The sequence below is a fragment of the Streptomyces sp. NBC_00461 genome (assembly GCF_036013935.1).
Taxonomy (GTDB): Bacteria; Actinomycetota; Actinomycetes; order Streptomycetales; family Streptomycetaceae; genus Streptomyces.
Genome location: NZ_CP107902.1, coordinates 8,942,333 through 8,967,175 on the forward strand (window position 1 = coordinate 8,942,333; position 24,843 = coordinate 8,967,175).

22 protein-coding genes and 2 pseudogenes are annotated in these 24,843 nt (G+C 70.7%); 12 read left to right on the forward strand and 12 right to left on the reverse strand.

Annotation, left to right across the window (positions count from 1 at the left end; all coding sequences use genetic code 11):
* Positions 1 to 29 precede the first annotated feature (29 nt).
* Positions 30 to 671, forward strand: coding sequence for a methyltransferase family protein (locus OG870_RS41420; RefSeq protein ID WP_266592133.1), 642 nt, complete (start codon positions 30 to 32; stop codon positions 669 to 671).
* Between the two features lie 78 nt (positions 672 to 749).
* Here the strand turns inward: OG870_RS41420 and OG870_RS41425 are convergent, their stop codons facing one another.
* Complete coding sequence (locus tag OG870_RS41425; protein ID WP_266592135.1) at positions 750 to 1,811, reverse strand: ferritin-like domain-containing protein; 1,062 nt, start codon at positions 1,809 to 1,811, stop codon at positions 750 to 752.
* Between the two features lie 448 nt (positions 1,812 to 2,259).
* Between OG870_RS41425 and OG870_RS41430 the strand changes: the two genes are divergently transcribed.
* On the forward strand, positions 2,260 to 3,036 hold the full coding sequence (locus tag OG870_RS41430) for an oxidoreductase (protein WP_266592137.1): 777 nt from the start codon (positions 2,260 to 2,262) through the stop codon (positions 3,034 to 3,036).
* Between the two features lie 77 nt (positions 3,037 to 3,113).
* Here OG870_RS41430 and OG870_RS41435 read toward each other — a convergent pair whose 3' ends face one another.
* From OG870_RS41435 to OG870_RS41450, 4 genes are all read right to left on the reverse strand, one after another.
* Complete coding sequence (locus OG870_RS41435) at positions 3,114 to 4,010, reverse strand: LysR family transcriptional regulator (protein ID WP_266592139.1); 897 nt, start codon at positions 4,008 to 4,010, stop codon at positions 3,114 to 3,116.
* A 154-nt stretch (positions 4,011 to 4,164) separates the two neighbouring features.
* Positions 4,165 to 5,172, reverse strand: a complete 1,008-nt coding sequence (locus tag OG870_RS41440) for an esterase/lipase family protein (RefSeq protein WP_327692033.1) — start codon at positions 5,170 to 5,172, stop codon at positions 4,165 to 4,167.
* Positions 5,173 to 5,524: 352 nt separating this feature from the next.
* On the reverse strand, positions 5,525 to 7,171 hold the full coding sequence (locus OG870_RS41445; RefSeq protein WP_327692034.1) for a purine-cytosine permease family protein: 1,647 nt from the start codon (positions 7,169 to 7,171) through the stop codon (positions 5,525 to 5,527).
* Positions 7,172 to 7,339: 168 nt separating this feature from the next.
* A complete protein-coding gene (locus OG870_RS41450; protein WP_266530558.1) occupies positions 7,340 to 8,074 on the reverse strand; it encodes a GntR family transcriptional regulator in 735 nt (244 codons plus the stop codon).
* 282 nt (positions 8,075 to 8,356) lie between these two features.
* Between OG870_RS41450 and OG870_RS41455 the strand changes: the two are divergent.
* Together OG870_RS41455 and OG870_RS41460 are read left to right on the forward strand one after the other, a co-directional pair.
* Positions 8,357 to 8,887, forward strand: a pseudogene (locus OG870_RS41455) (ABC transporter substrate-binding protein); the annotation flags it as partial.
* 1 nt (position 8,888) lies between these two features.
* Positions 8,889 to 9,134, forward strand: a pseudogene (locus OG870_RS41460) (ABC transporter ATP-binding protein); the annotation flags it as partial.
* Here OG870_RS41460 and OG870_RS41465 read toward each other — a convergent pair.
* The 3 genes from OG870_RS41465 to OG870_RS41475 are packed head-to-tail and all read right to left on the reverse strand — an operon-like array spanning position 9,107 to position 12,734.
* Positions 9,107 to 10,138 carry an NAD-dependent epimerase/dehydratase family protein gene (locus OG870_RS41465; RefSeq protein WP_327692035.1) on the reverse strand — a complete coding sequence of 344 codons (1,032 nt, stop codon included), beginning with the start codon at positions 10,136 to 10,138 and terminating at the stop codon, positions 9,107 to 9,109. The pseudogene OG870_RS41460 and the gene OG870_RS41465 sit on opposite strands and share 28 nt — an antisense overlap.
* Positions 10,135 to 11,793: a fatty acid CoA ligase family protein gene (locus OG870_RS41470; RefSeq protein ID WP_327692036.1), complete on the reverse strand. Its 1,659-nt coding sequence runs from the start codon at positions 11,791 to 11,793 to the stop codon at positions 10,135 to 10,137. The genes OG870_RS41465 and OG870_RS41470 overlap by 4 nt, the downstream gene beginning before the upstream one ends.
* Positions 11,794 to 11,798: 5 nt before the next feature.
* Positions 11,799 to 12,734 carry an alpha/beta fold hydrolase gene (locus OG870_RS41475; RefSeq protein WP_266592149.1) on the reverse strand — a complete coding sequence of 312 codons (936 nt, stop codon included), beginning with the start codon at positions 12,732 to 12,734 and terminating at the stop codon, positions 11,799 to 11,801.
* A gap of 186 nt (positions 12,735 to 12,920) precedes the next feature.
* Here OG870_RS41475 and OG870_RS41480 point away from each other — a divergent pair, with 186 nt between their 5' ends.
* The 3 genes from OG870_RS41480 to OG870_RS41490 are packed head-to-tail and all read left to right on the forward strand — an operon-like array spanning position 12,921 to position 15,476.
* Positions 12,921 to 13,940 (forward strand): 3-oxoacyl-ACP synthase III family protein, encoded by a 1,020-nt coding sequence (locus OG870_RS41480; protein ID WP_327692037.1) that lies wholly within the window; start codon positions 12,921 to 12,923, stop codon positions 13,938 to 13,940.
* Positions 13,941 to 13,986: 46 nt separating this feature from the next.
* A complete protein-coding gene (locus OG870_RS41485; RefSeq protein WP_266530577.1) occupies positions 13,987 to 14,247 on the forward strand; it encodes an acyl carrier protein in 261 nt (86 codons plus the stop codon).
* Positions 14,244 to 15,476, forward strand: a complete 1,233-nt coding sequence (locus OG870_RS41490; RefSeq protein WP_266842455.1) for a beta-ketoacyl-[acyl-carrier-protein] synthase family protein — start codon at positions 14,244 to 14,246, stop codon at positions 15,474 to 15,476. Before OG870_RS41485 ends, OG870_RS41490 begins: the two co-directional genes overlap by 4 nt.
* A 239-nt stretch (positions 15,477 to 15,715) precedes the next feature.
* On the opposite strand, the gene OG870_RS41495 is transcribed toward OG870_RS41490, so the two are convergent.
* Positions 15,716 to 16,648, reverse strand: a complete 933-nt coding sequence (locus OG870_RS41495; protein ID WP_266530581.1) for an SDR family oxidoreductase — start codon at positions 16,646 to 16,648, stop codon at positions 15,716 to 15,718.
* Between the two features lie 87 nt (positions 16,649 to 16,735).
* Between OG870_RS41495 and OG870_RS41500 the strand changes: the two genes are divergently transcribed.
* Positions 16,736 to 17,302, forward strand: a complete 567-nt coding sequence (locus tag OG870_RS41500; protein ID WP_266592155.1) for a TetR/AcrR family transcriptional regulator — start codon at positions 16,736 to 16,738, stop codon at positions 17,300 to 17,302.
* A 45-nt stretch (positions 17,303 to 17,347) separates the two neighbouring features.
* Here the strand turns inward: OG870_RS41500 and helR are convergent, their stop codons facing one another.
* Both helR and OG870_RS41510 read right to left on the reverse strand, forming a co-directional pair.
* Complete coding sequence (helR, locus tag OG870_RS41505) at positions 17,348 to 19,495, reverse strand: RNA polymerase recycling motor ATPase HelR (RefSeq protein ID WP_266592157.1); 2,148 nt, start codon at positions 19,493 to 19,495, stop codon at positions 17,348 to 17,350.
* A gap of 424 nt (positions 19,496 to 19,919) precedes the next feature.
* Positions 19,920 to 20,510 carry a TetR/AcrR family transcriptional regulator gene (locus OG870_RS41510; protein WP_266530588.1) on the reverse strand — a complete coding sequence of 197 codons (591 nt, stop codon included), beginning with the start codon at positions 20,508 to 20,510 and terminating at the stop codon, positions 19,920 to 19,922.
* A 186-nt stretch (positions 20,511 to 20,696) separates the two neighbouring features.
* On the opposite strand from OG870_RS41510, the gene OG870_RS41515 reads away from it, so the two are divergent.
* Both OG870_RS41515 and OG870_RS41520 read left to right on the forward strand, forming a co-directional pair.
* Complete coding sequence (locus OG870_RS41515; RefSeq protein ID WP_266592159.1) at positions 20,697 to 21,716, forward strand: aldo/keto reductase; 1,020 nt, start codon at positions 20,697 to 20,699, stop codon at positions 21,714 to 21,716.
* Between the two features lie 158 nt (positions 21,717 to 21,874).
* Positions 21,875 to 22,717 (forward strand): LLM class flavin-dependent oxidoreductase, encoded by an 843-nt coding sequence (locus tag OG870_RS41520; RefSeq protein WP_405625845.1) that lies wholly within the window; start codon positions 21,875 to 21,877, stop codon positions 22,715 to 22,717.
* 46 nt (positions 22,718 to 22,763) lie between these two features.
* Here the strand turns inward: OG870_RS41520 and OG870_RS41525 are convergent, their stop codons facing one another.
* Positions 22,764 to 23,081: a hypothetical protein gene (locus tag OG870_RS41525; protein WP_266592163.1), complete on the reverse strand. Its 318-nt coding sequence runs from the start codon at positions 23,079 to 23,081 to the stop codon at positions 22,764 to 22,766.
* A 297-nt stretch (positions 23,082 to 23,378) separates the two neighbouring features.
* Between OG870_RS41525 and OG870_RS41530 the strand changes: the two genes are divergently transcribed.
* Together OG870_RS41530 and OG870_RS41535 are read left to right on the forward strand one after the other, a co-directional pair.
* On the forward strand, positions 23,379 to 23,951 hold the full coding sequence (locus tag OG870_RS41530; RefSeq protein WP_266592165.1) for a dihydrofolate reductase family protein: 573 nt from the start codon (positions 23,379 to 23,381) through the stop codon (positions 23,949 to 23,951).
* 222 nt (positions 23,952 to 24,173) lie between these two features.
* On the forward strand, positions 24,174 to 24,839 hold the full coding sequence (locus OG870_RS41535) for an SDR family NAD(P)-dependent oxidoreductase (RefSeq protein WP_327692039.1): 666 nt from the start codon (positions 24,174 to 24,176) through the stop codon (positions 24,837 to 24,839).
* Positions 24,840 to 24,843: the final 4 nt, after the last annotated feature.

Sequence of the window (24,843 nt, forward strand, 5' to 3'; positions counted from 1 at the left end):
TCCACTACTACGCGGAGCACGCTGGAGGCATGGAACCTCTGCGCTCGGCACTTGTCGTTGTCACCGACGTCTGCTTCCTGGTCTTTGTCGTGTCCTGGATCGCGGGTGCCGTCCACTTCGGCGCGAAGAGCCAGGCGGGCCTGCACGGCTGGGTGCGTGGACTGCGTCGCACACTGCCTCGCCGGGTGTTGCTGATCGCAGGCGTCTACGTCCTCTTCACGCTGGTCGGACACTCGCGGGGCTTCTGGCGCCATCTCCAGTACTGGCAGCCCGAGCTAGCACTCCTGGGCGGGCTGCTCGCCATCGCCTCGACCGCTCTGCTGCTGTGGGCCCGCTGGGTCCTGGGCACGATGTGGGCCAGCGTCCCGACGGTCCAGGAGCATCACGAGCTGCGCACGGACGGCCCTTACCGGCTCGTCCGTCACCCCATCTACACGGGACTGCTCGGCCTGCTCCTCGGCGCCACGCTGGCCTGCGGATTCGGTGTCTGGACGGCGTTCCTGGCGGTCGCCGTCCCGTGGCTGCTGCGCCGTGTGCACGTCGAGGACGGGCTCATGGCGCACCAGTTCGGCGCGTCCTACGACTCTTACCGCGCCCAGGTCCCGGCACTGATCCCAAGACTGCGCCCCACCCGGGCGGGCCCCCGCCCGGTCGGCCATGAGCGGCAGTAGCCGCGTTGGCCCGGTTCGGTGGGGCGGCGGATCGCTCAGCCGCCCCACCGAACCGGGCCTGGTGCCCTCGCCCCGAGGTCAGAAGGCGCGGAACTGCGGGCCGTAGTTGCCCGGTGCGTCGGGGATCGGGCGTTCCATCAGCTCCACCGCGGGAGTCTCCAGCCCGCGCATGATGTGGATGGCCGCGTGCAGGGAGCGGTGGCCGCCGCCGGCCCAGGCCGTCTCAAGGGTGCGGAGGAGGCTGTTGTAGGTGGTGTCGAAGCTCTCCAGGAGCCGCCGCACCTCTCCCGGCGGGTTGGGCCACCCGCCTTCCGGAACCGGCGCCATGGGGCGCGCGTCGGGGAAGCGCACGGGCGCGCCGTTGAACTCCCAGTCGCCGTCGTTGTCGCGCAGACGTCGGCCGTGGTAGATCTCGCCGAACGCGTAGTAGTGCGCCGGGTAGTCGTCGTCGAAGGCCGTGGCGGGGGAACTGGCGGTGCCCTCGCCCTGTTCCTTGATGATCTCGATGGCGCGTTCGACGTCGTCGGGAGTCTCCACCGGCTCCAGCACGTCGGAGCCGATGCGCGTGGACAGCTGTCCCCGCGCCGACAGTTCCGGCGCCACGCTCCGGAACGTCTTGAGGATGTCGCTGTAGAAGGTGCCGACGCTCGGCGAGGTGTCGATGCTCCGGGCGAGCGGACGGTGAGGGACTTCGATGCCCATCATCACGTCGTGCACGTACGTCTTGGTCAGGCCCGACAGATAGACGGTCAGCCCGGCGTGCACACCGCCGGGCAGCGGGCCGGGGTAGGTGGGCGCCGCATCCCTGATCCGCGGCCGCCCGCCGATGGCCACGAGCAGGTTGCAGACCACGCCCAGGTGGAACATCTCGTCGCCGACGATGCGCCGGATCAGCCGCGCGGCCTCGCTGCCGCGATCCCTGATGGACCACCAGCCGCACAAGTAGGGCGGGATGGTGGCGAGTTCGAGCGCCACGGCGACCTGGAGGGCCGATCTGAGCCAGTCGTCCCGGCGGCTCTCCTCGGGCACGGCCAGCAGACGCGCCACCGACTGGTGGCCGGGCGCGGCAGCCGGCCCGCTGGCCGACTGCACGGCTGCCTGCACCGGACCGCCGGCCGCCACCGGCGCACCGGCCGCCAAGGCAGCCGACGCCAGGAAGCTCCTGCGCTTGAACGGGGCAACCGTCGGCCTGTCCGAATCATCCCTCGTACCAGTCAATTTCGCCTCAGCTCATAGCAATGGCCCCGCCAGTCTTCGGACGAACGGGACCTTTCCGACAGTTGTGGAAGCTAGCAGCCATGACCGCCGTTCCCGGCGCGCACGGGCCCGGGCGACGTGTCGACCACCCTGTCAGTCCAGCGAGTGGGAGGACCGCCGGGCCACCGGCGGAGGGGTCGGGGGCGGGGTGCCATAGGAACTCCCTATAGCTCCTGTTGACATTTCGTCTTTGCCTCTGATTCCTTTCCGCGCCTACGGTGAAACAGCTCGACGAGGTGCTCACACGTGAATTCTCCGAACATTCCCAGTGTGCGCACGCCGATGATTCTTCCGTCGAGCGAGCAAACATGCGATGGAGAGGACCGGTGGCATGAGCGCGATCGAGAATGGATCGGAAAAGCGTGAACTCGTGGGCAAGCGGGCCCTGGTCACAGGTGGGTCCCGTGGAATCGGCGCGGCCGTGGTGCGCCAACTCCTCGACGCGGGCGCCGAAGTGCTCACGACTGCCAGGTCGGCGACGAGCACGGTGCCGGAGGGAGCCCTCTTCGTGGACGCCGACGTGCGGACACGGGCAGGAGCGCAGGCGCTCGCCGAGGCCGCGCAGAAGGCGCTCGGCGGGGTGGACATCCTGGTCCACAACGCGGGTGGGGCGCGACCTCACCAAGACGCCTCGGTCATCCCCGACGAGGAATGGCAGGACGCGCTGGACCTCAACTACCTGGCGTCGGTGCGGTTGGACTCGCTGCTGGTGCCGGGGATGCGGGAACGCCGTTCGGGGATGATCGTGCACATCTCCTCGGCCGCGGTCCTCGCCCCGTTGGGACAGTTCCTGCACTACACGGCGGCGAAGGCGGCGCTGGAGAACTACAGCCGGGGAATGGCCTCGGAGCTGGCTCCGTTCGGGATCCGGGTCAACACCGTGAGTCCTGGCCGAACCGCCACCCCCGGCGGCGAAGCGACACGGGAGCAGTGGGCGAATCTGAACGCGGCGCCGGGCCGGACCAACGCCGGCGACACCCCGCCGCTGGGGCGCGACGGCCGGCCCGAGGACATCGCCGACGCGGTGCTGTTCCTCGCGTCCGACCGGGCGAGCTGGCTGACCGGGAGCAATCTCATTGTGGACGGCGGTGAATTCCCCAGGGGCTGACGCCGATGCGCCGACGGAATTCCGGAACGCGACTTTCCGTAAGAGGAATTCGTCGGCGCCCGCTTCCTTCCAGGCCTTCAGGACACCGGTGAGAAGGAAGCGGACTCGGACCAGGTTTCCTCACGCAGGAGTTCGAGCAGCGCGGTTTCCGCCGGGCCCGCGCCCTGCCGGACGACGGCGATGACGGGCTGGGACACGACCGGGAACACCGGGCGAACGAGGTGCTCGTGACCGTGGGGCACCGCTGAGGCCGGGACGAGCGTCATCCCCAGCCCTTGGGCCGCCCAGCGCACGGCCGTCGCCGTCTGGGACACACGGGCGGCCGTGGTAGGGGTCAGCCCGTTGTCCCTCAGCACGTTCAGCAGCACGCCGTCGAGCGCGCTGTCGCGGTCGAACCGCACCCACGGCTCCCCCTCCAGATCGCGCAACTCGACCCGCTCCGCGGCCAGTTGCCGATGCCCGGCACCCAGCACCACGACGAACTCCTCGTCGCCGAGGTGGTGGGCGTCGGCGGGACTCCGCTCGCACGCCGCCATCAGGGCGAGATCCAGCACGCCCCGGCGGCACAGCCGATCCAACTCGGCGGAGCTCGGCTCCTCGAAGACACTGACCTCCAGCCGCGGGAAGCGGCGACGCAGCGTGCCGAGCGCGCCCGGCAGTTGCCGCGTGCCAAAGCCCAGCTGCGCCGAGACCACCAGCTCGCCCACCAGCTCGTCGGCACCGGCCCGCGCCGTCGCCCTCGCCCGCCGCGACGCGCTCACCGCGACCTCCGCCTCCCGCAGGAACGCCCGGCCGACCACGGTGGGCACCAGCCCGGTCGGTGTGCGGGCGAACAGCTCCACGCCGAGTTCCCGCTCCAGGCCGCGGATCTGCTGGGACACCGACGGCTGAGCAACGCGCAGCAGCTCCGCCGCTGCCGTCACCGAGCCCTCCTCGGCAACGGCCAGGGCGTACTCGTACTGACGAAGGCTCATCGGCTCCCGTCCCCTCCCTGCGGTCCGACCCCGTGCTGATCGTTGTAAGCAACCCGGTTCCGCCGGCGAAGATTCCCCCGGACACGGCCGGAGCCGATCTGCTCCTGTCCGCGAACAGTGCGGAGACCACCTGCGGAACCGGCATGAGGGCCGGTTAGAGCGGAACCGGCATGACGGCGCAGCGCACCGGCTTGGCGTGCGCCGGGTCGAGGGCGTTGAGGACGAGCCGGTTCACGTTCGGGTCGTAGATGCCACCAGCGTGACCGGTGAGGTCCAGCGGACATACGTTCTGCAGCAGGATGTTGTGCACGGTCGCGCCGGATCCGGCCTTCAGGAACTGGTTGGTGTACGGGGTCACGACCAGGTCGGTGCGGGTGACGATGGTGGTGTAGGTGACTCCGGGCTCGGTGTCGCCGTTGGCGTACAACTGCTGGAGCACCGAGGAGCCGATGGTCTGCTCCTTGGCCGCGGGGCTGTCCAGGCCGAGCGGCTTGCCCACCTTCCCCGCCACGTCCAGTCCCGCGTCGACCAGGTGGGCCAGGCCGGATGCGTTGGTGCCGTGATTGCTGGGGTTGATGCCCACCAGGTGGTGCACCTTCGCGGCGCCGTTCTCGAAGCGCAGGTACCACTCGGGCGTCAATCCGCCGCCCTGGCTGTGTCCGACCAGGTCGACCTTCGAAGCGCCCGTGGCGGACAGCACCTTGTCGACGTAGGCGGCCAGTTGTTTGGCCGAGTCGGGGATGTGGCCGGTCGCCTTCAACAGGGCGTGGGGTGTGCTCTCGCCGTAGTTGAGGGCGAAGACGCAGTGGCCGGCGTTCTTCAACACCGGGGCGAGGCCGCTCCAGCTGGCGAAGGCGTTCGTGAAGGTGCCGTGGACCAGCACCACCGGGTAGGGGTGGGTCGCGGACGGCTTGCAGGTGAAGTCGTTGGTGCCGGCGGGCGAGCGGTCGGGGTCGGGCAGCGAGGCGAGCGCGGCCAGACCTGTGCTGACCGCCCCCAGGTACCCGAACTGGTCGGCCTGGTCGGCGCGCAGGGCGGATGGGGCCTCGGCGGCGACGGGCCGCGGTCCGGGGGGTGCGGCTGCAGCGGCGGGGACGGCGGCGGCGAGACAGGCCGCCGCTGCCAGGGCGGTTCCTGCGGCCTTGAGGATTCGGCGCATCATCGTGCGCACCTCCTGGTGACGGGTCGTCAGCGGGCTCGGAGCGGGCCCAGCTTGGACAGCCGTCACTCCGTGCTCGCGCACGGCGCGCCACGTGCGCCCGTTCGGCGCACGCGCGGTCAGCCGGGCGAGCGGACGGCCCCGGCTACCGGAGGAGGGGGAGAGGACAGGGGGAGGACGGGGAGAGGAGAGCAGGCGCGATGCCGTGCTTTCGGAGGTGCGGCACTGGCGTCTCGTCGCGGGCCGGCGGCCCGAATGCCGACCAGGTGCCGGACCCGCACGCCCCGTTGGCGTCGGCGCGCGTGCCCGCCCGGGGACGAACGGGGTGGATGGGCACCCCGCGCGTCCCCGCCTGCTACGCGGTGGCAGGCAGTACGTGGTCTCCGATCTTGTCGGTGCTCAGGCACAGTGAGCAGACCACCGCGTCGTGGGTGGCGCACGCGGTCACGTCGGGCCGCTCGTAGGGCTGCTGGCAGACGTGGCAGTCGTACGTCGTGGCGCTCGGATTGCCCTCCGCGTCGAGCAGCGGCTCCTCGATGCCGTCGTCGGCGCGGCGGAGGTAGTACCTGCCCTTGGTGACGACGGCCATCAGCGGGGTGAGGACGAAGGCGATGACGGCCGCGGCGACCGGGGAGTACGGCTGCAGGCCGTCGCCGAGTGCATGGAAGTACATGGCGATCGAGAGGCCGGAAGCGGCCACGAAGGCGACGACACCGACCGGGTTGACCGCGTGGAGCATGCCGCGGCGGAACTCCGGCTGGAGCGGGGAGAGCTTCAGCAGGTACTTGTTGATGCCGATGTCCGTGGCCACGGTGACGACCCAGGCGATCGCGCAGTTCGAGTAGAAGCCCAGGATGCTGTTGAGGAAGCTGAACATGTCGGCTTCCATCAGAGCCAGCGCGAAGCCCAGGTTGACCAGTACGAAGACCATGCGGCCGGGGTAGCGCCCGGTGACGCGGGTGAAGGAGTTGGTCCATGCCAGGGAACCGGAGTACGCGTTGGTCACGTTGATCTTGATCTGGCTGATCACGACGAGCGCCACGGCGAGCGGGACGACCATCCAGGACGGCATCATCGCGTCGAACGCGCCGCGGAACTGCTGGATCGGCTCGGGCGCCGCCGTCGGACCGACCTTGGCGAGGATGTAGACGGCGAGGAAGACACCGATGGCCTGCTTCAGCGCGCCGAGCACCACCCAACCGGGGCCGGCCATGACCACCGCGGTCCACCAAGTGCGCTTGTTGGCCTCGGTCTTCGGCGGCATGAAGCGCAGGTAGTCGATCTGTTCGCCGATCTGCGCGATGAGCGAGAGACAGACGCCGGCGCCCAGCAGCACGGAGGCGGTGTTGACGCCGCCTTCGCCGTCGGTGCCCGTGTAGGCGAGGAAGTGGTCGACGGTGCCCGGGTCGGTGGAGATCAGGTACACCAGCGGGGCGACCATGAGCAGCAGCCAGATCGGCGTCGTCCACACCTGGAGCTTGCTGAGCGCCTTCATGCCGTAGATCACCAGCGGGATCACCATCAGGGTGGAGATGGCGTAGCCCAGCCACAGTGGCAGTCCGAGGCCGAGCTTGAGGCCCTGGGCCATGATCGAGCCTTCGAGGGCGAAGAAGATGAAGGTGAAGCTGGCGAAGATGACGCTGGTGAGGACGGACCCGTAGTAGCCGAAGCCGGAGCCGCGGGTGATCAGGTCCAGGTCGATGTTGTAGCGGGCGCCGTAGTAGGCGAGCGGGAAGCCGGTGATGAAGATGACGACCGCTGCGACGGCGATGGCCAGGAGCGCGTTGCCCGTGCCGTGTGCCAGTCCGATGCCGGCGCCTATGGAGAAGTCGGCCATGTAGGCGATCCCGCCGAGCGCGGTCGTCGCCACGACCATCGGGGTCCAGCGGCGGTAACTGCGGGGCGCGAAGCGGAGGGTGTAGTCCTCCAGGGTCTCCTTGGTGGCCTGGCTGGTGGGGGAGTCCGACGCTGTGGCTGTCTGTGGGGAGTGGGTTGCACTCATGATCGACCCTTCGGGGATGAGGTGATGCTCCGGTGGGGGGCGGGCGAGCGGGGGTGTGGGTGCGGTGAGTGGTGGGCCCCGGGTTGGCGTCGTCGGCAGTCGGGGAGGCGCAGGAGGGGAGTCGGAGGCTGGGGCGAAGTCCCCGGATTTCTCGGGCGGTTGGCGTCCTCAGAAACGGCCGGCGTGCAGGGCCATCTGGGTCATGGCCCGCCGGGCGTGCTCCGTCACCACGGCCATCGAGTCACCGACATGGGCGTGCAGGGCCCGCAGTCCCTCGTCGAGCCGTCCGTCACGGACGAGTTCCAGGATCTCGATGTGTTCGGTGATCGTCGTCTCCACTCGGTCCTGGGTGAGGAAGTCGTACCTCCGCACCCGGCGGATCCGTTCGCTGACCGCCACGAGGGCGTCGGTGAGCGCGGGATTGCCGGAGGCACGGGAGAGCTCGGCGTGGAATCTCTCGTCCTGGACGACGAAGCTCGGATCCGGCTCCGGAGGCTGCTTGTGCATCGCGTACCAGTGCTCCAACTCGGCGGCGACGACTGCCGAATCGTGCCGGACGGCCGGATCCTCGATCGCACGCGCGATCCCACGCAGTTCGAGGGTGACCCGCAGCTCGTAGAAATCCTTCAGCTGGGCCAGATTGGGGACCGTGACGAAGAAGCCGCTGTCGCCGCGCTCGATCAGCCCGTCGGCCAGCAGCCGCGCCAGCGCCTCGCGCACAGGCGTCCGCGAGACCCCGAACCGTGCGGCCAGCCGCAGTTCGACCAGCCGTTCACGCGGGCCGAAATCGCCGTCGAGCACGGCCGCGCGCAGCTTCGCGTAGACCGACTCGCGCAGCGACAGCCCGCCTGCCGCCGCCGGACCCGACACCGTGCCCGGCGGCGTATACAGCTTCGAATCCATGGGGGGACACGCTAGAAACCGGTTGTTTCCCGAAGATCCATCGCGTCGTGAACGGCTTGTTTCCGAGATCTCACGCGCCTGGTCGCGGAGGATCGGCCCGCGGCGGGGGATCACCGGCCGGGCGAGTCGACCGTACGACGATCTTGACAGTCTCGGGGAGCCAGTCGAGCCACATCCGAGGCCAGGGAGTCCGGTGCGAATCCGGAGCTGACGCGCAGCGGTGAGGGGGACGGGCGGGGCATGTGACGTCACTGGGAGGAGCCCGTGCCGGCCGGAGGGCCGATGGGGGCGAGCACCGGGAAGGCGCCCCGGCCGGACGAACCCGCCGACTCCGGCTATCCGCGCTCGATCGACAACTGCGGCCGCAAGGTGACCCTGAAGTCGGCCCTGAAGCGCGCAGCCTCCCTCAACCAGGGCACCACGGAGATCCTGCTCTCCCTCGGCCTCGCCGACCGTATGGCAGGCACCGCCACCTGGACCGACCCGGTGATGAAGGGACTGGAGAAGGCGGACTCCGAGGTGCCGCGCCTCGCCGACAACAACCCCTCCTTCGAGAAGGTCCTGGACGCCGAACCCGACTTCGTCACCGCCTCGTTCGTCTCCACGCTCGGCAAGGGCGGCGTGGCGGCCCGCGAGCAGTTCGAGAAGCTGGGCGTGCCGACGTACGTCTCGCCGTCCGACTGGTCGGCCGGCAAGGACAATGACAGCGGCGGCGGCGGATTGCGCAGCAGGCCCCTCACCCTCGACGCCGTGTACGGCGAAGTACGCGGCCTGGCCCGCGCGTTCGGGGTCGAGGCGCGAGGCGGGAGACTCTGAACTCCTCGACCTGATCGCGGCCCTGGCGGTCACCACCGTCCTCGCCCTGCACGACCTCAACCTCGCCGCGATGTACTGCGACCGCCTGCTGGTGCTCGCGGACGGCCGCGCCGTCGCGGAGGGGACTCCGGCCGAGGTGCTGACTTCGCCTCTCATCGAACGGGTCTACGCCGTCCAGGCCGACGTCACCAACGGCCCGGGGTACCCGGTGATCCGCTACCTGCGCCGGGTCAACGAGCCGTAGAGGCCGCCGATGTCGCAGTCATCGCCGTGTCCGATCGCGTCATCGGTCTCCCGCGTCTCCCACGAGTGGTCGGCGGGGGTGTAACCGAGATCGCGGCGCGCCGCGGAGATGTCGAACCAGTGGGCCCGCGTCAGCTCGGCCACCAGGAAGCGTGTCAGCAGCGGACGTTGTCGTCGTCGGGCTGCCTTCGCGGTGACTTCGAGGAGTACGGCAGCGGCTCGTGCGGCCGAAGCGGGGACTCTCCGGACCTCCACGGCGTGGCCGTCGTGCGCCAGTAGCCCCCGGACGGTGTCGGCGAGGGTGCAGGGCCGGCCCTGAGTGATGAAGTAACTGGCGCCTGCCAGCGGAGAGTTCGCCGCCAGTTGTTCCACGGCCAGCACGTGTGCCTCGGCCGCGTCGGCGACGTGCACGGTGTCCACGAGTTGGGAGCCCGCTCCCGGCAGCAGCAGTTCTCCCTTCCGGACCGCGGCGCGCAGACCGGGCAGCAGATGCGGGTCGCCGTCACCCCAGATCAGGTGGGGCCGCAGGGACACGGTCGCCAGACCAGGGCCGTTGGCGGCAAGGACCATCTGCTCCGCTCCGGCCTTGGACCAGGGATAGGGGGCAAGGAAGCGCCGGGGCATGGCGACGGATTCGTCCACGCCCTCCAGGTCCTTCCCGGCGAAGACCACACTGGCACTGGAGCAGTTGACCAGTCGGCGCACACCATGGCGTCGGCAGGCGTCGAGGACGGCCGCGGTTCCCCCGATGTTGATGGACGCGAAGTCCCGTCGCGGCCCCCATACGTCGGCCAGCGCGGCCGTGTGCACGACGGCGTCACACCCGCGTACCGCATCCGCGACGGTCGCGGTGTCGCGGATGTCGCCCAGCACGGCTTCGGCCCCGCCGGGCGGCAGGGCACGGCGGCCGCGTTGCAGGGAACGCACCTGGTGTCCGCGGGCCGCGAGACGCCGGCAGATCTCCGCGCCCAGGAAGCCGCTGCCGCCGGTGACAAGGATCTTCACGCGCGTTCCTCCGCTGCCTGGGCGGCAGGACTCTTCGCTGCCAGCCGGCGACGCGCCCACTCACCGAGGGCGCCCCGTTCGATCTTCGCGTTGTGCCGGATGTCGACAGGGAATCCGGGGTGGAAGACGATCGTCCGGACTTGAGCCCCGCCTTCCAGCGCGGCAAGCGTGCGACGCAGGTCGGCGACGATCCGGCCGCGCTCGGCCCCGCGGCGCGGCCCGTCGGTTTCCACGCACAGGGCGGGCAGAGCCAGCCGGTCACTGCCGGCGTCGACCAGGGCCGTGCGCCGGACACCGTCGACCGCGTTGCACGCCGGCTCGATGCATTCGGTGAACAGGGGGCCGTCGGGACTGGGCACTGCGTGCGCCTTGCGTCCGCAGTACCAGAGGTTCCCCTCGTCGTCCGTGCGGCCGAGGTCGCCGGTGCGGTGCCAGACGTCCGGCCCGTCGGGGATCTTTGCCTGAGCGTCGGCGTCCGGGCGGCCGTAGTAGGTGCGGCTCACCAGCGGGCCGCGCACCGTGATCTCGCCGATCTCGTGTGCGGGCAGCGGTTCGGCCTCCGGCCAGTGGTCCACCGGTCCGGCGTCGGCCGGGATGACGGCCACGGACGTGGCAGGCACCGTCCGGCCCACACAGCGGCCGCCACCTCGTTCGGACGCGGCGCGCGCGTCACGCAGGTCTTGGCCCTCGATCGCACTCACCAAAAGGCACTCGGTGGCGCCGTACACGCTGCGGATCACGGCCTGGTCCGGCAGCGTGCCGGTGAGACGGTCCAGAAGGCCGTACTCCAGCGGAGCGCCGAAGGTGGCGACCGACCGCACGGCGGCAAGAGCCGGTTCCCTGCGGCCGTCGCCGGCGAGCACGGTCATGAGGGCCGGAGAGCCGAGCAGGCTGGTCGCGCCGGTCCGCGCCGCCGCGTGCAGCAGGTCCGCACGACGAGCCCGGCCCGGATGGCGAAAGTCCATCCGGGGGATGACGACGGTGATGCCGAGGGCCGGACCGCCCAGGGCGAAGGGCAGGAAGCCGACGAGCGCCACGGCTCCTGGCCGCGTCCCGAGAACGCCTCCCGTGGCGGCGCACTGACCCACCAACTGCTCGTTGGTGTAGACGACGCCCTTCGGTGTCCCCGTGGAGCCCGAGGTGTAGGCGATCAGCGCCGAATCGTCGCCGGTGGCGTCCAGCGTGGCGCGCGGTGCCGCGCGAGCGAGCGCGGCGAGCGTCGGCCAGGGACCCGGGCCACGGCCGGTGGAGATCACCGTACGCACACTGGCGGGTGTCCACCCGCACAGCACGCGTGCCACATGTGCCGGCGGCTCTCCCACGAATGCCTGCGGAGCGGCCTCCCGCAGACAGGTGCGCAGGGCGTCACGGGGCAGTCCGGGGTCGATCAGCACGGCGCAGGCTCCGAGCGCGGACAGCGCGTACACCGTGGCGATGAGGTCCAGTGGGCGGCGCGTCATGACCACCGTGCGCGTGCCCCGGCCGATGCCCGCGGCGGCCAACGCGTCGGCGGCACTCAGGCATCGGGCGTAGAGGCCGGAGTACGTGACCCGTTCCCGGCGCCGGCCGCGGAACGTGTCGAGGGCGACCGCGGCGGGCCGGGACCGCTTCCCCTGCGAGAGCTGTCCCAGCAGCCCGACCTGCGTGTCGGCCACGGCCGTCACCACGACGCTCCCGTCCCTTCCGTGTGCCGACCCAGGAACTCCCTTACGCACGCCACGACTTCCTCACGCGCGTCCTCCTGTACGAAGTGACCGGCGCGCGGAAACAGATGCGCCTCGGCGGAGGGGAAGCGCCGTAGCCATTCCGCGAGGAAGCGGTGGTCGAAGACCCGGTCCCGGCCGCCCCAGCACACCAGCATGGGCAGGGACGTCAACTGCGGTGCCTCGGCGGGGCCCACGTCGATGAGCGGCCACGCCGGGTCGGCGGCGGTCAGTGGAATGTCCTGGATGAAACGCAGCACCGCCAGCCGCCGGTGCAGGCCGCGATAGGGGCCCACATAGGCGCGGCGTACCGGCCGGGGCAGTGCCGAGGCGACACCCAGGTGGGAGGCGGCCACGGCGAAGGCGTTGGTACGGTGCACCAGCCGGGCCGATGTGCTGCCTCCGCTGCGGATCAGGCGCAGGTACCACGGCAGGCGGTAGCCGAGCGGCATCGGGAAGGCCGCGGAGTTGAGCATGACGATGCGGGCGAGCCAGTCGGGTCGGCGGCGCGCCCACGCCATGCCGATGATTCCGCCCCAGTCGTGCCCGATCAGGGTCCAGCCCCGGTCCGGCAGACCCCGCTCGGTCACCAGGTGCTCCACCAGCCGCTCCAGATCCGCCAGGCGACTGGGCGCGGTGTAGGAGTAGGCGGACTCGTCGGGGCGGTCGGAGCGGCCCATACCGATGTGGTCGGGGACGATGCACCGGTGGTCGGAACGCAGGTCCCGCACCAGGTTGCGCCACATGTAGCTCCAGGTGGGATTGCCGTGCAGCATGAGCAGCGGCGCACCCGTCCCCTCGTCGAGGTAGTGCTGACGCACGCCCCCGTGTTCGAACCAGTGGGGGGCGAAGTCGTAATCGGGATAAGGAAGTTGGGCCTCGGTCAACGACACGGGAGCAGTGTCCGCCCTGGCAGATCCTCCTCGTGCCGCGCGTAACCCCGAGGGATGAAGCCGCCGACCATGATCACTCCAATGGGTGCATGCGGACCGGCTCCCGTTTGCGGTGCGCTGCCCCAACTCCCTTCACTGGCCCGCACCGTCACGCCCGGAACCCGGCAGGAGAACAACACCACTTCCATGACAGAGCCCCGCTGCACCACGATCCGTCGCGTCGCCGTCCATGTTCCCGCGGACCGTCAGACCGGCGCGGAGATCGAGGACGAGGTCCGCTCCCGACACCCCGGCCTCCGCCTGATGCCCGGGCTGCTGCGCCAGATGTACGGCTTCGAGGAGCGCCGTGTGGCGCCTGCCGATGCCTGGCCCTCCGACTTGGCGTCGGCAGCCGCCCGGAGCCTTCTCGACGAGTGCGGCCTCGGCCCCGACGCCGTGGACCTGCTCGTCTTCGCCTCCGCGAGCGAGGACATGGAGGAGCCTGCCACCGCCCACGTCGTGGCTGACAAACTCGGCGTCACGGCACCGGTCTTCGACGTCCAGAACGCCTGCAACGGCGTCCTCAACGCCCTGGAGATCGCCGACGCACTGATCCGAGCCGGCCGCTACCACCGCGTGCTCATCGTCACCGGGGAGCGGGGCACCATGCTCTCCCGCCTCCCGGCACGCGACCGCGACGAACTCGCCCTGCTCCTGCCCGCCCTCACCCTCGGCGACCTGGGCGCCGCGCTGCTGCTGGAGGGGAGCGACCGGCCAGGGCTGCTGGGCACCCGCTTCTCCAGCAACTCGGCCGGTTGGCGGGCCGCCACCGCGACCAACCCCTACTACTCGCCCACCAGCCCGGTGATCTCCCTCCGCTTCGACTCCCAGGCGCTGGCCGCCTCGTTCCAGGGAATGGAGAAGGACATCCTCGACGCGCTGGCCGAGTGGGACCGCAAACCCGGTGACCTCGACCTCGTCTGCGTACACCAGGCATCCGTACCCTTCACCGGCGCCATCCTCGACTCCGTCGGCATCGCCCGCGACCGGGCCGTGGCGACCTTCCCCCGCTACGGCAACGTCGCCACCGCGAGCCTGCCCCTGCAACTCGTCGAGGCCGCACGGGAAGGCAGGCTGCACCCGGGTGCGCAGGTGGCCCTCCTCGGACTCGCCAGCGGAGCCTCCGCCGGAATCGCCCTCGTCGAGTGGCGGCCCGGGCCCGCCTGACGGCGCAGCCACCCCCAGGACCCGCCCCCTACGCAAGGAACACCCCATGCACACCACGACCGACACCTACGGCGTCGTCTGCGCCGCGCTCACTTCCACCTTCCGTATCCCCGAGGACGAGCTGACACCGGAAGTCACCCTGGAACAGCTTGAGTTGGACTCCCTCGCGCTGGCCGAGTTCGTCCTGGTCCTCGAAGAGAACCTCGGCGTGAAGGCCGAGGGCGAGCGCGCCAACCGGAGCACGACGCTCGCCGAGGTGACCGCCTATCTCGACGAGCTGCGCGCCGCCGGGGCGGAGGCCCGGTGACCCGGGACAAGCAGCCGATCGCCGTCACCGGCCTCGGGCTGATCACCCCGGGAGGCCAAGGGGCCGAGGCCGCCTGGGAGGCGGTGTGCGCCGGACGCTCCCTCGCCGCGCGCGACCCGGCCCTGGAGGGGCTGCCGGTGGACTTCTCCTGCCGTCTCCCGCTCTCGGAGGACGACGTCGACCGGTGTGTCGGGCGCAAGTCCTGGCGCATGGGCCGGATCGCCAAGCTCGGTGTCCTCGCCGCACGGGAGGCCGTACGCGACGCGGGCCTGGATCCGGCGAGGTGGCAGGGAGCCCGGGTGGCCACGATCATCGGCTGCGGCATGGGCGGTACCGAGAAGTGGGAGGAGCAGCACCTGCGGCTCGAACGGCGCGGACCCGACCAGGCTTCGCCCCTCTCCATCCCCATGATCATTCCGAACCTGGTGGCCGGTGAGGTGTCCATCGACCTCCACGCCCGTGGTGTGAGCCTGGCGCCGGCCACCGCCTGCGCCTCCGGCGCCACCGCGATCTCGCTGGCCCGCGTCCTGCTCGGCGCCGGCCTGTGCGACATCGCGGTGGCAGGGGGCGTCGAAGCCGCCGTCAGCCGCCTGACCACGGCCGGCTTCTGGCGTATGGGCGCGCTGTCCGAACGGAGCCACGCGGTCGCCGAGGCGTCCCGCCCCTTCGCCGCCGACCGGGACGGCTTCGTGATGGCCGAGGGCGCCGGCGTCCTGATCCTGGAACGCGCCGCGGACGCCGCCGCCCGAGGGGCACACCCCCGCGCCCTGCTCGCCGGGTGCGGGAGCACCTCCGACGCACACCACCCGACCTCTCCGCCGGAGGGCGCCGAAGGAGCGGAAGCGGCTCTGCGCACCGCCCTCGACGAGGCGGGCCTCGCCCCCCAGGACGTGGACCACGTCAACGCCCACGGCACGTCCACACTGCTCAACGACGCCACCGAAGCCACGTTGATCGCCCGCGTCCTGCCGCACCGCCCCAGTGTCACCGCGGCCAAAGGCGTCCTCGGCCACACCCTCGGCGCCGCGGGCGCGATCGAGGCCGCCCTCACGGTCCTGACCATCCAGCACCGACGCGTACCGCCGATCGCCAACCTCCAGGCTCCCGCGCCCGAGTTCGACATCGACTGCGTCACCAAGCAGCCCCGCCCTCAGGACGTACGCGCGGCCGTCAGCCATTCCTTCGGCTTCGGCGGCCACAACGTCGTCCTTGCCTTCACGGCGGCGTGATCACCGCGAACGGTCCCCGGTGTGCCTGAGGGGTGGCCGGCGGACGGCAATGAATTCCCGCCGGCCCGGGGCCGACCTCGACGGCGGCACGCGCACCGCCGCGGAGGCCTGCGGCTCGCGTCCGGGCGTGGTGATCGTCTGAGGCGCGCGCTGGGTTCGGTCCGACTGCAGTGCCGTAGCAGCCGGTTGGTGGCCCTCCGGGCGGGCGTCCTACGAGGGTGATGACGCGAGTCGGCTTGTCAGGCGCCGAGCACCGGGGTGGCAGAGGTGTGGAAGTAGTGGCCCTTGTCGAGGTCTTCGAGGAGGCCGGGGTGGGTCGGCTGCCAGTCCAGCAGTTCGCGGGTCACGGTGTTCGATGCCGGGCAGTCGAGTCCGAGGAAGCCGCCCAGCCAGGAGAAGTGCTCGGCCGCGGCGTCGGGAGCCACGGACGTCACCGGCACATCGAGATGGCGGCCGATGACCTCGGCCACGTCCCTGAGCGCGACGCCTTCCTCCGCGACGCCGTGCAGCACCGTCCCCGCGGGAGCCTTCTCGAACGCCAGCCGGAACAGCCGTGCCGCGTCGAGGCGGTGGACGGCCGGCCAGCGGTTGGCGCCGTCGCCGACGTGGCCGGAGACCCCCTTGGCGCGGGCGATGGCGACCAGGGTCGCCATGAAGCCGTTGTCTCCATCGCCGTGGCAGGTCGGAGAGAGCCGCACCACGGATGAGCGCACGCCGCGCGAGGCGAGTGCGAGTACCGCCATGGCGGTGGTGGCACGCCGGGTGACCGGCGAGCCGTCGACCGCGGCCATGTCCCGCTCGGTCGCCACCTGCCCCGGCTTGAGGCCGGCCAGGCCCGAGGCGAGGACGAAGGGCCGGTCGCTGCCCGCCAGCGCGTCCCCGAAGGTGTCGACGGCGCGGCGGTCGGCCTCGACGGCACCTTGGAAGTCGCCGGTGAACGCTATGTCGTGCTTGAAAGCCAGGTGAATCACCCCGTCCGACGCGGCAGCGGCGCCGCCCAGGACGTCGAGGTCGTCGAGGGTGCCGCGGACCGCTTCCGCCCCGGCGGCGGTGAGTGCGGTGGCGGAGGCGTCGGAGCGGGCGAGCCCCACTACGTGGTGCCCCGCGTCGATGAGTTCGGGAACGAGGGCCGAGCCGATCCAACCGGACGCGCCGGTCACGAAAATGCGCATGGGAAAGCTCCCCGGACTGTCGATGTCAGTGACTGTCATCGAAGCTAACATATGATGTCAGTTGCTGTCATCACGTAGGATCTGCCCATGGGTAGATGGGAGCCGAACGCGCGCGAACGTCTGGCGAAGGCGGCGTTGGAGCTCTACAGCGAGCGCGGCTACGAGCAGACGACGGTGGCGGAGATCGCCAAACTGGCCGGCCTCACCGAGCGCACCTTCTTCCGGCACTACGCCGACAAGCGCGAGGTGCTGTTCGGCGGTTCGAGCGCATTGCAGGAACTGTTCGTGAACGCGGTCGCCGAGGCTCCCGAGGCCGCGGCGCCGATCGATGCCATGGCGGCGGGACTCGCGGCGGTCTCCGAGGTGTTCGTGGACCGCCGCGAGTTCGCCCGGCAGCGATACGCCGTCGTCGCGGCGCACGCGGAACTCCAGGAGCGCGAGCTGATCAAGCTCGCCTCGCTGTCCGCCGCGCTCGCCGACGCACTGCGCGGACGCGGCGTCACGGAGCCGGCGGCGAGCCTGACCGCCGAAGCGGGGGTCGCCGTTTTCAAGGTCGGCTTCGAGCGCTGGATCGCGGCGTCCGAGCAGCGCACCATGGCCCAGGTGGTACGGGAATCCCTGGACGAGCTCAAGGCCGTGACAGCGGGCTCCTAGGGCCCGTTGCCGCTCCTTTATGGGCAAACGTTGCCCGCCGGGGCACTAGCTCGTGAGGATGACCAGTTGGCGGGTCGCCCGGGTCATCGCCACATAGCGGTCGACCGCGCCTTCGACGCCGTCGCCGAACGCCTCCGGGTCGACGAGGACGACCAGGTCGAACTCGAGCCCCTTCGACAACTCGGGGGACAGGGACCGCACGCGGGGCGTCGCCCGGAACGTGGGGTCGCCGATGACGCAGGCGATCCCCTCGGTTTCCGCGGCGAGCCAGGTGTTGAGGATGGACTCCAGATCCGCGGCGGATCCGTGCAGGACGGGGATGTTGTTGCTGCGGATGGAGGTCGGGACGTTGGCGTCAGGCAGCGCGGCCCGGATGACCGGCTCGGCCTCGGCCATGACCTCTTCCGGCGTACGGTAGTTGATGCTCAGCGAGGCCACGTCGATCCGGTCGAATCCGACCCGCTCCAGGCGCTCCTGCCACGACTCCGTGAACCCGTGCCTGGCCTGGGCGCGGTCCCCGACGATGGTGAAGCTCCGGGACGGGCAGCGCAGCAGCAGCATCTGCCACTCCGCGTCGGTCAGTTCCTGGGCCTCGTCGACGACGATGTGTGCGAACGGGCCGGCGAGCAGGTCGGGGTCGGTTTCGGGTGGGGTGTCCGCGTCGACCAGGCTGTTCTGCAGGTCCTGCCCGGTCAGCATCGACATCAGCATGCCCTGCCAGTCGTCATCGGTCCTGATCAGGTTCTCGGTGACCTGGGCCCGGTAGGCGCGTTCGGCGGCGACCGAGGCCTCGTGGCGGCGCTTGCGCAGGGACGCCCGCGAGTCGCCGAGCCGCTGCCGTGCCGCGTCCAGCAGCGGCAGGTCCGACGCCGTCCACGCCTGGGCGTCCGCGCGCTGCAGCTTCCGTACGTCGTCGGGGCCGAGCCAGGGAGCGCACATGCGCAGATAGGCGGGCACCGACCACAGGTCTCCCACGAGGTCGGCCGCTTCCAGCATCGGCCACGCGCGGCCGAGCGCCGCGTTCAGCCCCTCGTCGCGCCGCAGCACTCTGCGGAACAGCTCGGGCGGGACGTCGCCGGTGTACTTGTCTCGCAGGATCTCGACCAGCTTCTCCCAGACCTGGTCGCGCGCCTCGTTGTGCGGGGTGCCCGGTTCCGGGGCGTCGAAGGCCTCGGCCCAGTCGTTCGCGCTCAGCGGGATGTCGCTCAGGTCGACCGTGACCGTCAAGGGCTCGGTGGGCGGTTCCTCGTAGAACCTGACGGCCTTCTCGATCGCTTTCACCATGCCGGCGGACGACTTCAGGCGGGCCACGTCCGGGTCGGTCTCGACCGTCGCCGAGGCCCCTTCGGGGACGAGGTCCCGCAGGATGCAGGTCTGCACACCCTCCTCTCCGAGGCTGGGCAGGACGTCGGAGACATAGGCCAGGTAGGGCCGGTGCGGACCGACGAACAGCACACCGCCGCGACGGTGACCGAGACGAGGGTCGGCGTACAGGAGGTGGGCGGTGCGGTGCAGGGCGACGACGGTCTTGCCGGTGCCCGGGCCGCCGTCGACGACGAGGGCGCCGCGCGATCCCGCCCGGATGATGGCGTCCTGGTCCGCCTGGATGGTGGCGAGCACGTCCCGCATCCGGGACGACCGGTTGGCGCCGAGGCTGGCGACGAACGCGGACTGGTCGTCGAGCGCCGCGTGCCCTTCGAGGCCGTCGGCGGTGAACACCTCGTCCCAGTAGTCGCTGATCCGGCCGCGGGTCCAGCGATACCGGCGGCGGCTGGCCAGCCCCATCGGACTGGCGTGGGTCGCCGCGAAGAAGGGCGCAGCCGCCGGGGAGCGCCAGTCGATCAGCAGTCGGCGGCCCTCGCTGTCGGTAAGGCCCAGTCGTCCGACGTACACGGGCTCGGGGTCGTCCGATGGGACCATGTGCCCGAGACACAGGTCCAGGCCGAAGCGGCGCAGGGTACGCAGCCGACTGTTCAGCCGGTGGACCTCGATGTCCCGGTCCATCGCCTCCTGGCCCATACCGGCGGGCGCCCTGAGCTCGGCGTCGAGGCGGTCGGACAGTTCGGCGATCGTCTGCTCGAGGCACTGGGCGATGGCTGCGAAGTGCTGCTCGTCGCGGCCGGTCAGCGCCGGGTCGGCCTTGGCGGAGAGGCGGTCGGGAAGATCGAACGCACTGGTGGTGAGGGGGTTCATGTCATCGGCTCCGATCTGAGGTCGTTCCCGCGGGGTCCTGCGACGCGCACAGGCGCAGCGGCAGCCGCACCGCGGCGCCGGGCGCGCGCGTCCGCGGCGCGAGTCCCGCCCGGGGCTCGACGTCACCGAGCGCCCCATGAACCGACAACAAAACACGCACTTCTTGGATCTCCCGTTTCCGCAGGTTCTGGCCTCGGCCTGCGATTCTGCGCCATGACCGGGGCCTTGCCGCAAGCCCCCCAGTGCGCTATACGTTGAAAGTGGCAAGGAGTGGAGAACTCCTTGCCTTTGCTTTTTCACCGCCCGATACGCCTGACTTGCCCCTGCCCCTGCCCTTGCCCCTGCCCGACATGGCCGACGCGGCGGTGGCGACGGTCGTCGACCGGTTGCCGGCGGGTTGCGTCCGCCGTCCTCGGCGACCGAGTCAGTCCGGCCGGCGTAGCCCCGCGATGAGGAGTTCGACCAGTCGGCGTGCGTCGTAGTGCGGATCGCTGTCCGCGCCCACGCAGAGGTTTCCGACGCCGCGCATGAGCTCGTAGGCCTCCAGGTCGGATCGAATCTCTCCCGACTCGGCTGCCGCGTCGAGGAGTTGGGTGCACACGGGCACGAGGCGGTCGAGGAAGTAGGCGTGCAGCGTGTCGAAGCCGGCGTTGTCGGACCGCAGCACGGCGGCGAGTCCGTGCTTGGTGACCAGGAAGTCCACGAAGAGGTTGATCCATTTCCCCAGAGCGGCGTGGGGGGTCGGACTGCTCGCCAGCAGGGCCGGACCGGCCTCGGCGCAGGCCTCCACCTGGTGCCGGTAGACGGCGATGATGAGGTCCGCTCTGGTCGGGAAGTGGCGGTAGATCGTGCCCAGCCCGACACCGGCCTCGGCCGCGATGTCCCGTACCGGTGCTTCCACGCCGGACGCGACGAAGACCGCGGCGGCCGCGTCGAGCAGGGTCTCCTTGTTGCGCCGGGCGTCCGCCCGCTTGGACCGGGCGGCCTGCCCCGCGCCCTCGCCGCTGTCGTTCATCGCGCCGCTGCCTCCATGCCTGGGCTTGTAAAGCGGAACAGTGTTCCGTATTGTTTCCGGAACGAGGTTCCGTTTGCTCATGATGCCAGAGCAAGGGGCCCGGAAACCACTGCGCGCGCACTGCCACCGCGCGCTGTCACCGCACGCACTGTCACCACGCTTCATCCGCGATGGAGGAACACAGTCATGCAGTACCGCACCTTGGGCCGCACCGGTGTGCAGGTCAGCTCGCTCGCGCTCGGCGCGATGAACTTCGGTGCCATAGGGCGCACCACACAGGACGAGGCCACCGCCATCGTCGACGCCGCCCTCGAAGGCGGGATCAACCTCATCGACACCGCCGACATGTACAGCGACGGCGAGTCGGAGGAGATGGTCGGCAAAGCCATCGCCGGCCGCCGAGACGACATCGTGCTGGCCACGAAGGCGAGCATGCCGATGGGCAATGAGCGCAACCACCAAGGCAGTTCGCGCCGCTGGCTGGTCACCGAACTGGACAACAGCCTGCGCCGTCTCGGTGTCGACCACGTCGATCTCTACCAGATCCACCGGTGGGACCCCGACACCGGCGACGAGGAGACGCTGTCGGCCCTGACCGACCTGCAACGCGCGGGAAAGATCCGCTACTTCGGCTCCTCGACCTTCCCCGCGTACCGCATCGTGCAGGCCCAGTGGGCCGGACGCGAGCACCACCTGAGCCGTTACGTCACCGAACAGCCCAGCTACTCGATGCTGCAGCGCGGGATCGAGGCCCATGTACTGCCCGTTACCCAGGAGTACGGGCTCGGTGTGCTGGTGTGGAGCCCGCTGGCCTCCGGCTGGCTGTCGGGCGCGATACGCGCGGGCCAGGAGATCACCACCAGCCGCTCGACGTTCATGCCGCAACGCTTCGACATCGCCGTCCCCGCCAACCGGGCCAGGCTCGATGCCGTCGAGCGGTTGGCCGAGATCGCCGACGGAGCCGGCCTGACCATGATCCAGCTCGCGCTCGGGTTCGTGACCGCGCACCCCGCCGTGACGAGCGCGCTCATCGGCCCCCGCACGACGGACCACCTGCACGCGCAGCTCGCCGCCGCGGACACCGTGCTCCCCGCCGACGTACTCGACGCGATCGACGCGGTCGTCCCTCCCGGCACCGACCTTGCCGCGCACGAGAAGTTCGACACTCCGCCCGCGCTGCTCGATCCGTCCCTCCGGCGGCGTTGAGCGGCTGCGCGAACCGAGTCCGGCAGCCACCGGATTCCCGGTGGCTGCGCGAACCGAGTCGGGTATCCATCGGACTCCCGGCGGCTGAAAGGAGCCGTAGTGCCATGTCGCCCACCAGCGGTGTGCCAGGCCACGCGTCACCCCTTCGTTTCGGGATCATGACCGCCCCCATGCAGGTCGACTACCAGGACGTCCTGCGCGTGTGGCGCGAGGCGGACGCGATCCCGCAGATCGAGCATGCGTGGCTGTTCGATCACCTCATGCCCATCGGCGGCGACCCGGGCGGACCGGCCTACGAGGGCTGGACACTGCTCTCGGCCCTCGCCGCCCAGACCCGGCGCCTGCGGCTCGGCCTGCTGGTGACCAGCAACCGGTTCAGGCCGCCCGCGATGCTGGCCAAGATCGCCACGACCGTCGACATCGTCTCCGACGGCCGGCTCGACTTCGGCATCGGCGTCGGCTCACGGCCCCATCCTCCCGAGGCCCGCCGTGAGTACGCGGCACACGGACTGCCCTTCCACGACATCGCCCACGCAGTGGGGAGCCTCGCCGAAGCCTGCACGGTGATACGGCGGTTGTGGACCGAGACCGAGCCGTTCGACTTCTCCGGCACCTACGTCCAGCTCACCGGAGCGTTCGGCAACCCCAAACCCGTACAGCGTCCCCACCCGCCGATCCTGATCGGCGGACGCTCCTCCGCGACACTGCGCGTGGCCGCCGAGCATGCCGACCTGTGGAACATCCCGGGCGGCGACATCGACGACGTCGTCCGCCGCAGCGCTCTGCTGGACCGCTACTGCACCGAGATCGGGCGCGACCCCGCCTCCCCCACCCGCTCGATCCACCTGTCCGTCTCCTACGACCGGCCCGGCCTCACACGGGCTGCGATCGGCGAGGCGATCGACGCCGGTTTCCGGCACATCGTCCTCGGCCTCTCGGCGCCCTATCCCGCCGACGTCGCACACTGGGTCGCCGACCAGCTCATCAGCAAGTGGGCCTGATCCTGATTCCTGCGTCAACACCGGGCAGGAGTACGGGACTTGGTCGTCATCGTCCGCGTCGGGTGCGGGTCGACGTCGGTACCGCCAGGTTCTCGGCCCGGTGGACTATGACGTTGAACGCGCCGTGGTCGCGCTCGATGTGCCCGTCGAGCAGGACGGCGGGGGCTTCGAGCAGGGTGCGGCGGCAGCGTTCCCACACGGGTGGTGAGAAGACCAGGTTGACCATGCCGGTCTCGTCCTCCAGGGCGCCGAAGGCAACTCCGTTGGCGGTGGGCGGGCGTTGGAGGTATTTGGCGAGCCCGCCGAGTCGTACGCGGGTCTGGTCGGCCATGGCGCGGACGGCCGCCGCGGGCAGTGCGCCCAAGTGCTCAAGTCGATGAGGGTGGCCAGATTCATGATCGACACGACTCCCGATGCGTGAACGGTGCTCGTCAGGACAGCGAGCACCGCGGGTCCCGGGGCCAGGCCGCCCCTCAGGCAGGAGCGGACTCGGTCACCGGCACCTCGGCGCCCGGCGCGCAGCTCCACGCTGTCGAGGCCTGCGGCGTATGCGCGGGGATCGTCCCGCCCGCCGGGACCTGACCGCGCCGATGATTGGCGGCGTCCCGCCGGGTCTACAGCTCATGGAGACCGGTCAGGATCGTGATCACGGGAGGTCGAAGTGTCCACATCAGTGCTCGACATGTCGATGTCGCTCGACGGGTACATCGCCGACCCCGAGGACTTCCTCGGCGGCGACGACGGGGAGCGACTGCACAAATGGGCCGACACCGACACCGGCTCGGGTCGCCCGTCGGCGCCGGTCGCACAGTTCATGGACGAGTGGACGGCGGCCGGTGCGGTGCTCGTGGGACGGCGCACCGCCGAGCTCATGGATCACTGGGGCGGCGATCACGGGGGTCTTCCCATTTTCGTGCCCAGCCACCGCCTGCCCGGCCCGGCCGCCCGTTGGGGCTATCCGCTGGTGACGTACGTGCTCGACGGGATCGAGAGCGCGATGGCCCAGGCCAAGGCCGCCGCCGGGGACAAGGACGTCCAGGTGCGCGGCGCGTACACGGCGCAACGCGCGCTCGAGGCCGGAGTGCTGGACGAGGTGCAGATCCACCAGATCCCGGTGCTGCTCGGGCGTGGCCGGCGGTTGTTCGACGTCCTGCCGGCGGAGATCGAGTTGGAGATCCTCCGGGTGATCGACACCCCTCAAGCCACCCACATCCGCTACCGCGTCCGCCGGTGAGTGGGGCGGCCGCCAGCCCGGTGGGAAGCGCACGGTCACGCCTGGCCATGGACGCCTGCACCCGGGGAGCGGGCCGGTGTGGCGAGTGGTGTCCTGAACAGATGCGGGTACCTCGGCGGGGCCCTTGCCATGGCGGACTACAGTGCGTTGATCACCGACTCGGCGCCGCGACCAGCCTCGACGCCGACACACAGAAGTGACCGTCCGGACAAAGGAAGAGCCATGACCACCATCGCCGTCATCGGAGCCGGACCGGGTCTGGGCGCCGCGGTCGGCCGCCGCTTCGGCCGTGAGGGCTTCGACGTGGCGCTCGTCTCCCGTAATCACCAGCGGACGAACGCCCTCGCCGCCGACCTGGCCGACGCCGGCGTCACGGCACGCGGCTACGCCGCCGACGTACGCGACCCGAAGTCCCTCGTGGCGGCCCTCGACGCGGCGCACACGGAGCTCGGCCCGATCGAGGTCCTGCAGTACAGCCCGGTCCCGCAGCGGGACTTCATGCTTCCGGTGCTGGAGACCACCCACATCGGCCTCGTCGGACCGATCGAGTTCTCCGTCTACGGGCCCGTAGCAGCCGTCCGGCAGGTGCTGCCCGGCATGCGCGCGCTGGGCCGAGGCACCGTCCTGTTCGTCAACGGCGGCAGCGCGGTCGTCCCGCACCCCGACCGGGCCGGCACGTCCATCGCCTTCGCCGCGGAGAGCGCGTACGGCCATCTTCTGCACGACACGCTGGCCGACGAGGGCATCCACGTCGGCCAGCTGATCATCCCCGGCGCGATCATCCCCGGGCACCACAGGAAGGATCCGGCCGTCCTCGCGGACACGCTCTGGGAGATGCACCACGACCGGCACGGCTTCCGGCACTTCGCCGACGACCTCGACTCCTGACGAG

Coding starts and splice junctions, on each gene's coding strand:
- OG870_RS41510 (WP_266530588.1), bottom strand. CDS start 20,510: ATGAACGACAGCGGCGAGGGCGCGGGGCAGGCCGCCCGGTCCAAGCGG.
- OG870_RS41450 (WP_266530558.1), bottom strand. CDS start 8,074: ATGGATTCGAAGCTGTATACGCCGCCGGGCACGGTGTCGGGTCCGGCG.
- OG870_RS41535 (WP_327692039.1), top strand. CDS start 24,174: ATGACCACCATCGCCGTCATCGGAGCCGGACCGGGTCTGGGCGCCGCG.
- OG870_RS41430 (WP_266592137.1), top strand. CDS start 2,260: ATGAGCGCGATCGAGAATGGATCGGAAAAGCGTGAACTCGTGGGCAAG.
- OG870_RS41440 (WP_327692033.1), bottom strand. CDS start 5,172: ATGATGCGCCGAATCCTCAAGGCCGCAGGAACCGCCCTGGCAGCGGCG.
- helR (WP_266592157.1), bottom strand. CDS start 19,495: ATGAACCCCCTCACCACCAGTGCGTTCGATCTTCCCGACCGCCTCTCC.
- OG870_RS41420 (WP_266592133.1), top strand. CDS start 30: ATGGAACCTCTGCGCTCGGCACTTGTCGTTGTCACCGACGTCTGCTTC.
- OG870_RS41495 (WP_266530581.1), bottom strand. CDS start 16,648: ATGCGCATTTTCGTGACCGGCGCGTCCGGTTGGATCGGCTCGGCCCTC.
- OG870_RS41435 (WP_266592139.1), bottom strand. CDS start 4,010: ATGAGCCTTCGTCAGTACGAGTACGCCCTGGCCGTTGCCGAGGAGGGC.
- OG870_RS41515 (WP_266592159.1), top strand. CDS start 20,697: ATGCAGTACCGCACCTTGGGCCGCACCGGTGTGCAGGTCAGCTCGCTC.
- OG870_RS41500 (WP_266592155.1), top strand. CDS start 16,736: ATGGGTAGATGGGAGCCGAACGCGCGCGAACGTCTGGCGAAGGCGGCG.
- OG870_RS41520 (WP_405625845.1), top strand. CDS start 21,875: ATGACCGCCCCCATGCAGGTCGACTACCAGGACGTCCTGCGCGTGTGG.
- OG870_RS41485 (WP_266530577.1), top strand. CDS start 13,987: ATGCACACCACGACCGACACCTACGGCGTCGTCTGCGCCGCGCTCACT.
- OG870_RS41480 (WP_327692037.1), top strand. CDS start 12,921: ATGACAGAGCCCCGCTGCACCACGATCCGTCGCGTCGCCGTCCATGTT.
- OG870_RS41445 (WP_327692034.1), bottom strand. CDS start 7,171: ATGAGTGCAACCCACTCCCCACAGACAGCCACAGCGTCGGACTCCCCC.